Below are 13089 nucleotides of genomic sequence, written 5' to 3'. Positions count from 1 at the left end.
CAGCGTGCGAACCCGTTCAGAATGACCCGGAAGCCATCAGGCACCCCCGGTTTTCCCCAAAGGGGGACAAGTTTCGCGAGAAAAGCACGCGACGCGCCGCAGGACGCGCGGGACGCCCGGCCCGGCCAGGTCGGACGGCGGGCGGGTGGCGGGTGGGCGGTCGGCGGGGCGGGCGTCAGGGCAACAGGGCGACGGCCAGCGGGTGGACGGTCTCCTCGATCTCGTCGGCCACCCGGCTGAAGCACTGGTCGCCCCGCCCCCACGGGTCGTCGAGGTCGTCGGTGCGCAGCGGGGACGTGCCCTGCCGGGCTGCGTGCGCGGCGGCGACCAGGGCCACCCCGCGCGCGTACACCGCGTCGGGGACGGACTCGGCGGCCGGCAGGGCGGCGGCGTCCACCGCCGCCAGCAGCCGGCCGAACTCGCCGAGCACGAAGGTGCGGGCGGCGGCGTCGGGGCGCAGCGCCACCACGTACTCCTGCTGGTCGGCGGTGGCGGTGAGGACCAGGTCGGCGGCGTCGATCTGGTCGGAGCGCAGCTTGCGGGCGGCGAAGCCGTCCACGTCGCCGCCCCGGGAGAGCACCTGCCGGGCGGCCGGCGGGTTCATCTCCTCCCCCGCGTGCCAGCCGCCGGTGCCGGCGCTGTGGCTGTGCAGCAGCCCGTCCGCGCCGGTCGGGTCGACGCCGCGCCGGGTCAGCCGCTCGCGGACGGCCAGCGCCAGCAGCCGCTCCGCCATCGGCGAGCGGCAGATGTTGCCCATGCAGACGTGCAGGACGGTGAACGGCGGCACTCAGCCCACCCGGCTCTCAACGATGTCGGGCACGACGTCCCGCAGCTTCTCGAACGGGATCGCCCCGGCGCGCAGCACCCGGGGCACCTCGCCGGTGAGGTCGACGATGGTGCTCGGCACCGGGTCCGGGCAGGGCCCGGCCTCCAGATACGCCCGGACGGCGTAGCCGAGCTGCTCACGGGCCTCCTCGGCGGTGACCGTCGCCGGCTGGCCGAGCTTGTTGGCCGACGCCACCGCCATCGGGCCGGTCTCCCGCAGCACCTCCAGGGCCACCGGGTGCAGCGGCATCCGCACGGCGACCGTGCCGCCGTCGCCCAGGTCCCACGACAGGCTCGGCGAGTGCTCCACCACGATGGTCAGCGCGCCCGGCCAGAACGCCTCGACCAGGTCGCGGGCCGCCGGGGGCAGCGTGAAGACCAGCCCGTCGAGGGTGTGCCGGGAGCCGATCAGCACCGACGACGTCTGCCGGGTGCCGCCCTTGGCGTCCGAGAGGGCCTTGACGGCATACGGCGTGAAGGCGTCGGCGCCGATCCCGTAGACCGTGTCCGTCGGCAGGACGACCAGCTCGCCGTTCTTGACAGCCTCGATGGCAGCGGCGATGCCGCGGTCCCGGTCGGCGGGCGACCGGCAGTCGTAGAGCATCACGAGGAGCCAGTCTGCCACGCCCGGGGCCCGTCGGTGTCCTCGGCGTGACCAGGTGCCACGGGCACGGACTCCCGGCGGCGGCGGGCGGTGGCGAACCGGGGCCGTCCGGCCAGGTCCCGGTGCTCCTCGACCGCCTCGTACCGGCCGTCGGCGGCGAGCAGCGCCGGCAGCACCGCGCCGTGCGTGTCGTCGTGCTCGACCCCGAGCACCCCGCCGGGGCGCAGCAGCTCGGCGGCCCGGGCGAGCACCGGCCGGATCACGTCCAGCCCGTCCGCCCCGCCGAAGACCGCCTCGTCCGGGTCGTGCGCCGCCACCTCGGGCGCAACGAGCACCGCGCGCGGCACGTACGGCGGGTTGCACAGCAGCACGTCCACCCGCCCGGTCAGCCCGGCCAGCAGCTCCGGGTCGGTGACGTCGGCGGCTACCACCTCGATCGGCCGGTCCCCGGCGGCGGCCCGGTCGGCGGCGTTGCGGCGCAGCCAGGCCAGCGCGGCCGGCGACCGTTCCACCGCCACCACCCGGGCGGCGGGCGCCTCCTGGGCGACCGCGAGGGCGATCGCGCCCGACCCGCTGCACAGGTCGACCACCAGCGGCCCGCCACCCACCCCGGCCGTCTCGCCCGCCCCGGGCCGCAGCCGGGCCCGGTCGACGCCCCAGCCGGCGAGCAGTTCCGTCTCCGGCCGGGGCACGAAGACGCCCGGCCCGACCGCCAGCTCCAGGTGCCGGAAGCCGGCGCTGCCGGTGAGGTGCTGCAACGGCTCCCTGGTCGCCCGCCGGGCGACCAGGGCGTCGTACCGGTCGAGCTGGCCGGCGGTGAGGCCGTCGGCCAGCGCCAGCCGCCCCCGGGGTACGCCCAGCACGTGCGCGGCGAGCAGCTCGGCCTCGGCGCGGGACGCCTCGACGCCGGCCGCGGCGAGGGTCCGCGCGGCGCGGGCAACCGCCACCGAGGGCCGAAGCCGTTCTGACCCTTCGGACGGGTGTTGCGGAAGGGAGGTCACGACATAATCATGAAGCGTCGCCGGAGCGCGCCACGAGCTGGTGCGTCGGCGCACACCGACAGGGAGGTCGCGGGTGGGCTGGCTCGACCGGGTCAACGACCAGGTTGACGCCCTCACGCGGGCCCGCACCCTGCAGGAGGTGGACCGCTCCGCCGAGGCGTGCCTCCTGCTCGACGGGGTGATCCACAGCACCGCCGACCCGTACGTCCGGGCGGACGCGCTGGTCCAGCGCCTCTCCGCGTTGATCAATCTCGGTCGCACCGCCGAGTTCACCCGGGCCATCGAGGAGGCGTCCGCCGCCGTGCGGGACCTCGCCGAGCCGTACCTGCACGGGCACCTCAACGCACTGGCCGCGCTCGCCGCCCACCACCAGGGGGCGCTCGACCGGTGCGTCACCCACCTGGTCAAGGCCGCGCGGGCGCTCGGCGCGGTGGACGACCCGGACCGGGAGACCGCGTGGGGCTGGCACGACCTGGCGATGGCCTACTCGTACCTCAGCTTCCACGGGTACGCCCTCGGCGCGATCGAGCGCGCCCGCCAGCTCGGGGTCGCCGCCGGCATCCCCGAGGAGACCTTCGCCGCCCCCGGGATCCGGCTGCGCAACGCGGTGGCCCTCGACCACAACGGCGACAGTGACGGCTGCCTACGGGTGCTCCGGGACGTCGCCTCCGACCTGAGCCGGTTCCTGCGCGGCGAGCGGGCCGGTCAGCTGCGGCCGAGCAGCCTCGCCGCGTACGGCTACGCCGCCGCCCGGCGGGCGGCGCTGGGCGACCGGGTGGAGACCGGCACCGACGCGGACCCGACGCGGCTGCTCGCGCACGGTGGGGACAGCGCGCGGGCCCGGGACATGCGCCAGCTCGGCCAGGTGTGCATGGCCATCGCCACCGGCAACCCGATCGAGGCGGTCACCCGGCTGGAAACCGCCCGGGTCTCCCACGAGACCCTCGGCGCCGCCGAGTCGGCGCGGCTGCGCAGCATCGCGTACGGGCGGGCCGGCGACCACCCGGCGGCGCACCGGGCCGACCGGCACGCGTTCCGGCTCGCCGCCCAGCGCAGCGACCGGCTGCGGGACGTCTACATCGACGGCATCGCCGCCCGGATCGACCACGAGGAGATGCGCCGCGAGGCCGCCCGGTACGAGGGCGAGGCGCTCACCGACCCGCTGACCGGGCTGCCCAACCGGCGCCGGCTGGAGCGCTACATCGCGGCGGTGGTGGCCCGCGGCGAGCGGGTGGTGATCGGCGTCTGTGACCTGGACAAGTTCAAGGCGGTCAACACCCGGCACGGCCATCACTCCGGCGACCTGGTCCTCCAGCGCGTCGCCGGGGTGATCAACCGGGTGATGCGCCGGGGTGACTTCGTGGCCCGCTACGGCGGCGACGAGTTCGTGGTGGTGCTGTCGGGCGCCGGGATGTCCGAGGCGACCGAGGTGGCCCGCCGGATCAAGGCGGCGGTGGGCACGGAGGACTGGGAGTCGCTGGTGCCCGGCACCCCGGTCGGGGTCAGCATCGGCTTCGCCGAGGTGAGCGGCTCCGGCGCGGGCCTACGCGACGCGCTCGGCACGGCGTTCGAGACCGCCGACCGGGAGATGCTCGCCGCCAAGGCCCGCGCTCGCGCCTCCTGACCCCGGGGGCGGCTCAGGGGCCGGTCAGCGGCGGGTCAGCTCGGTGTCGCCGGCCAGTCGGGCAGTGCGGTCGGCCTCGGCGAGGGCGTCCAGCACGCCGTCCAGCTCACCGGCGAGGGCCAGGTCCAGGTTGTACGCCGTGTAGCCGATCCGGTGGTCGGTGATCCGGTTCTGCGGATAGTTGTACGTGCGGATCCGCTCCGAGCGGTCCACCGTGCGCACCTGCGCCTTGCGGGCGTCCGAGGCGGCGGCGTCGGCCTGCTCCTGGGCGGCGGCCAACAGCCGGGCCCGCATGATGCGCATCGCCTGCTCCCGGTTCTGGAGCTGGGACTTCTCGTTCTGGCAGGAGACCACGATCCCGGTCGGCAGGTGGGTGATCCGCACCGCCGAGTCGGTGGTGTTCACCGACTGCCCGCCGGGCCCGGACGAGCGGAACACGTCGATCCGGAGGTCGTTCGGGTCGATGGTGACGTCCACGTCCTCCGCCTCGGGCAGCACCAGAACCCCGGCGGCACTGGTGTGGATGCGTCCCTGCGACTCGGTGACCGGGACGCGCTGCACCCGGTGCACCCCGCCCTCCCACTTGAGCCGGGACCAGACCCCGTTGCCGCCCTCCGGGACACCCTTGGTCTTGATCGCCAGCGAGACGTCCTTCACCCCGCCCAGGTCGGAGTCCTGCACGTCGATCACCTCGGTGAGCCACCCGTGCCGCTCGGCGTACCGGGTGTACATCCGCAGCAGGTCGCCGGCGAACAGGGCGGACTCCTCGCCGCCCTCGCCGGCCTTGATCTCGACGATCACGTCCTTGGCGTCGTGCGGGTCGCGCGGGATCAGCAACTCGGCGAGGCGTTGCTCCAGCGCCGGCAGTCCGGCGGCGATCGACTCCGCCTCGGCCGCGAAGGACGGCTCCTCGGCGGCCAGTTCCCTCGCCGCGACCAGGTCGGCGCGGGCCTGCGCCAGCTCGCCGGCCGCCTTGTTCAGCGGCACCAGTTCGGCGTACCGGCGGCCGACCCGGCGGGCGGTGCCCTGGTCGGCGTGGATGGCCGGGTCCGCGAGGCGCTTCTCCAACTCGGCGTACTCGTCGAGGAGGGCGGCCAGCCGCTCGCTGCTCATGCTCGGGGTGCTCCTTCGACGACGAGGACCGGCCGGGGATGGTGGACCGGACGGGGGGCAATACGGACAGCGCCCGCGCCCGGCAGGAAGCCGGACGCGGGCGCCGAACGTGGAGCTACTTGGCCTTCTTGGCCTGAACCTTGGCGTACTTCTGCTGGAACTTGGCGACCCGGCCGGCCGTGTCGAGAACGCGCTGCTTACCGGTGTAGAACGGGTGGCAGGCGCTGCAGGTCTCGACGTGGATGGAACCGCCCTTGGCGGTGCTGCGGGTCGTGAAGGTGCTACCGCAGGAGCAGCTGACCTCGGTGGTCGTGTACTCCGGGTGGATGTTGGACTTCATGTCGCCTCGGTCCTTTCGTGGGTGGTCGCCGGGTCGCCCGTGCGGGCGCCGACGCGTGGTGCGCGCCGGGCTCGGGCGTGAACCGGAACCGGTGGCCGATTGACCAGTGTGCCATGGGCGTGGGCCGACCCGTCAGGCGGGCCGCACAGCAGGTCCGGCTTCGTCAACGTGCCGGTCCCCTCCCGCATTCCCGCCCCGCCGCCCCGCATTCCGGTGCGAGCCGGCCCCCTCGGCGGAGGGGAAAACCTCCCGGCAGCCGAGGAGCGTGCGGCGGCCGGGGACGGCGGGCGCATCGTGGGCTGATGTCCGATTCATCCCAGGAACAGCCCGGAGCCGTGTGGCACGGGAAGGGCCCCGGTCGCCGCGTTCCGCGGCGGCCGGGGCCCTTCCCCACCTCTCAGGCGGCGGGGGTCCGGGCGGCTGCGGCGGCCGCCCGGGTGAGGGTGACGGTGGCCTCGGCGCGGACGCCGTTGACCGTCACCGCGAGCTGGACCGTCGCGCCCGGACGCAGCGCCGTCAGCACACCGGTCGCCGGGTCGAACCGGGCCACGTGCCAGGGCCTCAGCCCGATGAGCGGTCCGACGAGAACGCTCGGCGAGGCGGACCAGTCCGCGCTGACCGGGGCGGCCACCGGCACGACTCGCCCGCCCGGCTGGGTCAGCGTCGCGGTCACCCGGGCCGGGGTGCCGACCGCCACCGTCTCCGGCGCGGTCAGGGCGAGTTCGTCGACGTGGGCGTGCAACTCGGCGTCCACCCAGCGGGGGCCCTCGGCGAGCGGGTTGCGGCGGGCCCGCTCGGCCTCGGCCGGGGTGACCGGGTCGACGCCGAACTCCGTCCAGCCGGTGAAGCCGCCGAGCTGCGCCGGGGTGGACGGATTCTTGCCCGAGTTGCCGTTGATCACGTACGGCACCCCGTCGACCCGGTCGGCGTGGAACGCGCCGACGTGGCCGTTGACGACGAGCGCGCCCTTGCCGGTGCGGTGCTGGAAGTCGGCGAGCCACTGCTCGACCAGCGCCGCCTCCTTGCGGTCGCCGAGCTGGCTGGCCTTCGCCGGGCTCGGGTCGCGCGGCGGGTGGTGGAACAGCACGGCCACCGAGCCGACGCTCCGGTCGGCGGCGGCCCGGTCGAGGGTGTCGCGCAGCAGCTCGACCTGGTCGAAGCCGCTGCCACGCAGCGACCCGGCGGACGTGTTCAGCGTGACGAACCGGGTGCCGGCGTGGTCGAAGACCCGCGAGGTGGCCCCGAACGCGGCGGTGAAGTTGCCGATCGGGGCGCCCATGATCTCGTGGTTGCCGGGGACGTAGTAGTAGGGCAGCTCGCCGCCCAACTCCTCGTCGAGGATCCGCCTCGCCAGGGCGAAGTCCGCCGGGTACGCGGTGTCCACGAAGTCCCCGTTGATCACCAGGAAGTCCGGCTTGGCGGCCCGGATCTCGCGCAGCGTGCGGCGGGCCTGGGCGACCAGGTCGCTGTCCGGGGCGGCGGCGACGAACTGGGCGTCGGACATGACCGCGAAGCGCCAGGGCGCCCCGTCGACGGTGCCGTCGCGCAGCACCACCCGGTCGGTGCGCGGCTCCTCGGCCGGCGCGTCGACCGTCGGGGGAACCTTCGCCACCAGGTCGTCGATGACGATCTCGCTGGTGTACTGGGCTGCGGCGTTGGTCTCCGCGACGTAGAACCGGCGCACCCGCACCGGGTACTGCACCCCGGCCGGGACGGCGAGCTCGACGTACCGCCAGCCGGTCCAGGTGATCAGCGGGCCACGCAGCACGTGCTGGGTGTCCTGGGCGTCGTGCAGGTGCAGGCTGGGCCACTCCCCCTTGCCGCTGCCGTTGATCCACATACCGAACGCCTGCGGCTGGCCGGGCACCTCGATCCAGGCCGGCGGGTCGGCGTACGCGGCGCGGGTACCGGTGGACTGGCTGAAGTCGTACGACATCTTCAGGCCGGTGCCGGTGTGGCCCGGCGCCGGGGCGACGGAGCCGCTGGCCCGGGCCTGGCTGAACTTCCAGGACGCCGCGTCGTCGAAGGTGGCCACCGGGACGTCGGTGAGCCCGACGGTGACCGGCAGGACGGTGGTCCGAGCCCCGACACGCACGGTGACCAGGGCGGAGCCGCTGTCGGTGAGTGCCTTCACCGAGAGGTTGCCGTCCTCGGTGGGGGCGACGTCGAGCAGGCTCCGGTCGTATTCGAGCCGCAGGTCGGCGGGCTCGATCGGGGCGGTGTTGCCCTCGGCGTCGTAGCCGACGACGCCGAACAGGGCGGCGTCGCCGGCCCGGTTCAGCCCGACCCGGTCGGTCGTGGCGTCGATCCGGGCCAACGGGCCGAGCACGGTGAGGTCGAGCGTCCCGCTGGCCCCGCCCCGCAACGCGGTGACGGTGCTGCGGCCGGGCAGGAGGGCCCGGAAGACGCCGCCGCGGTCGACCAGCCCGTGGACCGCGGGATTCGCCCGCCAGGCCGGGGCGCCGGCCGCCGGGCCGTACGTCTCGTCGTGGCCGGCGGCGGTGAGCTTACGGGTCAGGCCGGGGAAGACCCGGTCGGGCCGGCCGCCCCGGACCGGGGCGACGCCCGGCGCGGCGGCGGGGTCGCTGGTGGTGCGCAGCCAGTAGCCGGTGAGCCGGCCACTGCCCTTCGGCGCGTAGATGGCCAGGCCGTTGGGCACGGCGCGCTCAGCACCGTCGGACGGGCTGTTCGCCACCTCGACGGTCGCCTCGCCGGGGCGGCGGGCCAGCAGGGTCGAGGAGCCGCCGCCGTCGAGGTTGAGCGCGGTCCACGCGCCCAACTCGGCCATCATCCGGCCCATCTCGGTCTGGGTGACGCCCCGGCTGTCCACCTGCCGGCCGTCCACGGTGAGCATGATCATGCGCTTGCCGTCGGCGGTGAAGCCGACCGCGGTGCGCGGCGCCAGTGAGGCGTCGGCGATGCTCTGCACCGCTCCGTCGCGGACCAGCACGTTGCTGCCGCCGACCGCCGCGCGCAGGGTGCCGCCGTCGGACGCCTTCGGCTGGTACGCCACGCTCACCGTGTCGCCCGGCCGCAGGCCGGCGAGGGCGTCCGCGCCCGAGTCCCGCCCGAGCAGCACGATGGTGCCGGCGGGGATCGGGCCGGTACCGGCCGCCGTGGTCACCGTTGCGACGCGGCCGTCGACCACGGTCACCTCGGCGACGCGCTGCGCGCCCTCCACCGCACGTTCCCGGGAGTACGCGCCCCAGAGCGGGGTGAACAGGCCGACCCCGTTCGCCTGCACCATGTTGTTGAACTGGGTCAGCGACACCGGGCCGGCGGGCAGGGTGGCGGTGCCGTCGAAGTTCACCTGGATCACCCGGCCGAGGCCGTCGGCGCTGATCGCGACGGCGTTGTTGTGCCCGGCGATGGGCGACTGGACCAGCTCCCCGGCGCGTACCCCGATCCCCTGGGCCGCCCCGGAGTTGTTGATGTCGAAGAAGTCGCCGTTGACGGCGGCGACGGCCCGGGACCGGTCCACCGCGCCGCGCAGCGGCTCGGCCTTCGCCACCTCGCCGGAGTTGACGTAGTCCACGGTGACCCCGCCGGTGAGGTCGGCGGTCAACGCGTCGGCGCGTAGCCACCCATCGGCGTCGTAGCGGTCGAAGGAGGTCAGGTCGAGGCCGGGGGCGACCGGCCGGACGGTCTTCGCGGTCTCCAGGCCACCGGCCGGTTCGACGCCGGAGGCTGCGCGGGTGGCGGCGCTGGCCGCGGCCGGGTCACCGGCGAGGGCGACCGCGTCGGCGGGGGCGGACGAGGCGCGGGGGGCGTCCTCGGCGGCGGTCCCGCCGGCCGGGGCAGGGGGTGGGCCGGCCGCGGCCGGCACGGGGCCCGTCAGGGTGAGCAGCGGCGTCAGCAGCAGGACGCCGGCGAGATGAACGGATCGACTGCGGGTGCGCATGACCGCCAGTCAACCCGACGGTGAACAGAAGTTTCAATACCTAGCGGCTTAACCGAAGGAAAACTTCACGTCGGCCGACCCTTCCGGCCTGCCCCGGGACGCGGAAGGGCACGGCCGCGAGCGGCCGTGCCCTTCCGTCAGTCCCTCCGGATCAGTCCCCCGGTGTGGACTTCGCGATCTGCATCAGGAACTCGATGTTGGTGCGGGTCTGCTTGAGCTTGTCGAGCAGCAGGTCCATCGCCGCCTGCGAGTCCAGCGAGTGCAGGACCTTGCGGAGCTTGTGGAGGATGGCCAGCTCCTCGGGTGCGAGCAGGACCTCCTCCTTACGGGTGCCGGACGGGTTGATGTCGATGGCCGGGAAGGTGCGCTTGTCGGCGATCTTCCGGTCCAGCTTCAGCTCCGCGTTGCCGGTGCCCTTGAACTCCTCGAAGATGACCGTGTCCGCCATGGACCCGGTCTCCACCAGCGCCGTGGCGATGATGGTCAGCGAGCCGCCGTTCTCGATGTTGCGGGCCGCACCGAGGAAGCGCTTCGGCGGGTAGAGCGCGGTGGAGTCGATACCACCCGACATGATCCGGCCGCTGGCCGGCGCCGCCAGGTTGTACGACCGACCGAGCCGGGTCACCGAGTCGAGCAGCACGACGACGTCATGCCCGAGCTCGACCAGGCGCTTCGCCCGCTCGATCGCCAGCTCCGCCACCGTCGTGTGGTCCTGCGGCGGCCGGTCGAACGTGGCCGCGACGACCTCGCCCTTGATCGACCGCTGCATGTCGGTGACCTCTTCGGGCCGCTCGTCCACCAGCACCACCATCAGGTGGCATTCCGGGTTGTTGTGCGTGATCGCGTTCGCGATCGCCTGGAGCACCATCGTCTTACCCGCCTTGGGCGGCGACTGGATGAGTGCCCGCTGGCCCTTGCCGATCGGCATGACCAGGTCGATGACCCGGGTCGTCAGGATGTGCGGCTCGGTCTCCAACCGCAGGCGCTCCTGCGGATACAGCGGAGTGAGCTTGTAGAACTCCGGCCGACGCTTCGCCTCGTCCGGCTCCATCCCGTTGATCGTGTCCAGCCGCATCAGCGGGTTGTACTTGTCCCGCCGCTGCTCACCGTCCCGCGCCGCACGTACCGCACCGGTGATCGCGTCACCGCGCCGCAGGCCGTACTTCTTGATCTGGGACATCGAGACGTACACGTCGTTCGGGCCGGCCAGGTAGCCGGTGGTCCGGACGAAGGCGTAGTTGTCGAGCACGTCGATGATGCCGGCGACCGGAACGAGGACGTCGTCCTCGTTCACCTGCGGCTCGCGGCCACCGCCGGCACCGCCAGGACCGCCGCCGCCAGGACCGCCACCGTCCTCACCACGCTCGCCGCGGCCCCGACGACGGTCCCGGAAGCGACTGCGCCGGCCCCGCCGGCCACCCGCCTCGTCGTCGTCGTCGTTGTCGACGCGCGGCCCCCGGTCGTTGCGGTCGTTCCGGTCGTTCCGGTCGTTGCGCTCACCGCGCTCGGTCCGGTCGGTCCGCTCGGCACGGTCGGTCCGCTCGGGACGCTCACCGCGCTCGGTCCGGTCGGTCCGCTCGGCACGGTCGGTCCGCTCAGCACGCTCACCGCGCTCGGTCCGGTCGGTCCGGTCGGCACGGTCGGTCCGGTCGGCACGGTCGGTCCGCTCGGCACGCTCGGTCCGGTCGGCACGCTCGGTCCGGTCGGCACGCTCGGTCCGGTCGGTCCGGTCGGCACGCTCGGTCCGGTCGGTCCGGTCGGTCCGGTCGGTCCGGTCGGCACGCTCGGTCCGGTCGGCCTGGTCCCGGCCGCCCCGGACCTCGCCGCGCTCCCGGCGGCCCTCGCCGCGCTCGGCGGGTTCGGTCACGGTCGCGACCGGCGGCTCCTCGGCGCGCGGCTCTACCGGCCGGGTCTCAGCCGGCTGGGCCTCGACCGGCCGGGTCTCGGCCTTGGAGGCCCGGGGCTCGGCAGTGGCGGCCCGGCTGCGCCGGGCCCTGGTCCGGCCCTCGGCCGGCGCGGCAACGGCCGGCTCCTGGGCCCGGTTCTGGTCGGCGCCGGACGGGGTCTGGGAGACCTCCACGTGCACCTCCTCACGGGCGGGGGCAGCGGCTGCGACCTCGGCCCGCGGTCGAGGGGTCCCGGCAGCGGCGCCGCCCTGCCGCTCGGTGATCGCGCTGATCAGCTCGCCCTTGCGCATGCGAGCCGTGCCGGAGATGCCGAGCGACGCGGCCAGGCTCTGCAGCTCCGGCAGCAGCATCGCCGACAGGCCGGTTCCGCTACGCCGACGGCGGACGGGGGCGGCAGCGGCGGCATCGCCAGCGACGTTGGAAACATCCGACGTCACGTCGGTGGTGTCGCTCAATGGATTCCTTCCCTCGATAGGCCGGGACTGCCCGGAGTCGACAAGCAGGTGGCCGGGCGGCCTCGGTGCACCCGCCTCGCATGACGCGTCGCGGGAGACTGTGACACAGCAGCCGGTCGGGTTTCCCGGCTCACCAACATCGGTGAACAGGTCTCGCCGTCTGCGGCGACCTGCGGAAACTGCGGTGCGGCGTGGGCCTTAAGCAGAAGTGACGGGCTGACCGCCGAGAGTTTCGGGGGTGCGCCGACCCGCAGGAAGATCGCATGCTTCGCGGCTGTGCTAAGTCTAGAGCGTAATCAACTCTTCCGACCTGCGGCAACAGGGTCCCGCTCGGCGTGTCCAAGTCTACCCCGTGCGACCCGTGCTCCGTGCACATCTATTGCCAACCGCAGAGTCCGCCAACCTGTTCCCCCGGAAAAGCCCGGGTCAGGCTCGCTCAGCGCCAGCACCGTCGGCCCGGCCCCACTGACCACGGCAGCCACACCGGCCGCACGCAGCGCGCCGACCAGGGCAGCCGTGCCGGGCATCCCCTCGGCGCGGTAGCCCTGGTGCAGCCGGTCGACCGTGGCGGGCAGCAGCAGGGCCGGCTCGGCGGTCAGGGCGTGCACCAGCAGCGCGGCCCGGCCGGCGGTGAGCGCGGCGTCGGCATGCGGGACGGTGCCGGGCAGCGCGGCCCGGGCCACGGCGGTCAGGCCGCGTTCCTCGGGCACGAAGACCGTCGGCCGCACCCGGTCGTCGACGGCCAGCGAGACCGCGCGGGCGCCGGACGGCTCCGTCCAGGCGATCGTGAAGCCGCCGAGCAGACAGGGGGCGACATTGTCCGGATGTCCCTCGATCTCCGCCGCCAACCGCAGCGCGCCCGCGTCGTCCAGCCGGTTGTCGCCGTCGACGACCAGCGCCCGGGCGAGCTCCACGCCGGCCACGATGGCGGCCGACGAGGATCCCAGGCCACGAGCCTGCGGAATCCGGTTGACGCACTCCACGGCGAAGCCCGACGGCTGTCCGCCCAGCGCGTCGAAGGTGGCCCGCATCGCCCGGGCGACGAGGTGTGCGTCGTCGTCGGGCAGCTCACCCGCGCCCTGCCCGGTCACCGTCACCCGGACGCCGTCGGGCACCACCTCGGCGGCCACGTCGTCGTGCAGGCCGAGCGCCAGCCCCAGCGCGTCGAACCCCGGACCGAGGTTGGCGCTGGTGGCGGGGACCCGGACCTTGACCGGCCCGGACACGAATGTCGTCGGCACGCGCTCATGCTAGGCCGCCGGGGCGGTCCGGCGGCGGTCCGCCCGGCCCGTGGGATTCGTCCGCCTCCGCTAGCCTGG

The 13089-nt window shown here is 74.3% G+C and carries 9 protein-coding genes; 1 reads left to right on the top strand and 8 read right to left on the bottom strand.

The window, feature by feature from the left end:
• Positions 1–175 precede the first annotated feature (175 nt).
• The 3 genes from OG559_RS17270 to prmC are packed head-to-tail and all read right to left on the bottom strand — an operon-like array spanning position 176 to position 2430.
• The gene (locus tag OG559_RS17270) at positions 176–787 is read right to left on the bottom strand and encodes a phosphotyrosine protein phosphatase (RefSeq protein ID WP_405105033.1); all 612 of its coding nucleotides are present in this window, start codon (positions 785–787) and stop codon (positions 176–178) included.
• Positions 788–1450, bottom strand: a complete 663-nt coding sequence (locus tag OG559_RS17265) for an L-threonylcarbamoyladenylate synthase (RefSeq protein ID WP_405105031.1) — start codon at positions 1448–1450, stop codon at positions 788–790. It abuts the gene before it with no gap.
• Positions 1429–2430, bottom strand: a complete 1002-nt coding sequence (gene prmC / locus OG559_RS17260) for a peptide chain release factor N(5)-glutamine methyltransferase (protein WP_405105029.1) — start codon at positions 2428–2430, stop codon at positions 1429–1431. Before prmC ends, OG559_RS17265 begins: the two co-directional genes overlap by 22 nt.
• A 73-nt stretch (positions 2431–2503) precedes the next feature.
• Here prmC and OG559_RS17255 point away from each other — a divergent pair, with 73 nt between their 5' ends.
• Positions 2504–4054 (top strand): GGDEF domain-containing protein, encoded by a 1551-nt coding sequence (locus OG559_RS17255; protein ID WP_405105027.1) that lies wholly within the window; start codon positions 2504–2506, stop codon positions 4052–4054.
• Positions 4055–4078: 24 nt separating this feature from the next.
• Here the strand turns inward: OG559_RS17255 and prfA are convergent, their stop codons facing one another.
• The 5 genes from prfA to thrB form a co-directional block, all read right to left on the bottom strand.
• Positions 4079–5167 (bottom strand): peptide chain release factor 1, encoded by a 1089-nt coding sequence (gene prfA, locus OG559_RS17250; RefSeq protein WP_405105025.1) that lies wholly within the window; start codon positions 5165–5167, stop codon positions 4079–4081.
• Positions 5168–5282: 115 nt separating this feature from the next.
• A complete protein-coding gene (rpmE, locus tag OG559_RS17245; protein ID WP_117665559.1) occupies positions 5283–5507 on the bottom strand; it encodes a 50S ribosomal protein L31 in 225 nt (74 codons plus the stop codon).
• Between the two features lie 397 nt (positions 5508–5904).
• The gene (locus tag OG559_RS17240) at positions 5905–9408 is read right to left on the bottom strand and encodes a phosphodiester glycosidase family protein (protein ID WP_405105023.1); all 3504 of its coding nucleotides are present in this window, start codon (positions 9406–9408) and stop codon (positions 5905–5907) included.
• 151 nt (positions 9409–9559) lie between these two features.
• On the bottom strand, positions 9560–11770 hold the full coding sequence (gene rho / locus OG559_RS17235; protein WP_405105020.1) for a transcription termination factor Rho: 2211 nt from the start codon (positions 11768–11770) through the stop codon (positions 9560–9562).
• Positions 11771–12066: 296 nt separating this feature from the next.
• Positions 12067–13011: a homoserine kinase gene (thrB, locus tag OG559_RS17230; protein WP_405105018.1), complete on the bottom strand. Its 945-nt coding sequence runs from the start codon at positions 13009–13011 to the stop codon at positions 12067–12069.
• Positions 13012–13089 lie beyond the last annotated feature (78 nt).

The organism is Micromonospora sp. NBC_01405 (assembly GCF_045040155.1).
Classification (GTDB): Bacteria; Actinomycetota; Actinomycetes; order Mycobacteriales; family Micromonosporaceae; genus Micromonospora.
This window is presented reverse-complemented; position numbering and strand designations above follow the sequence as displayed.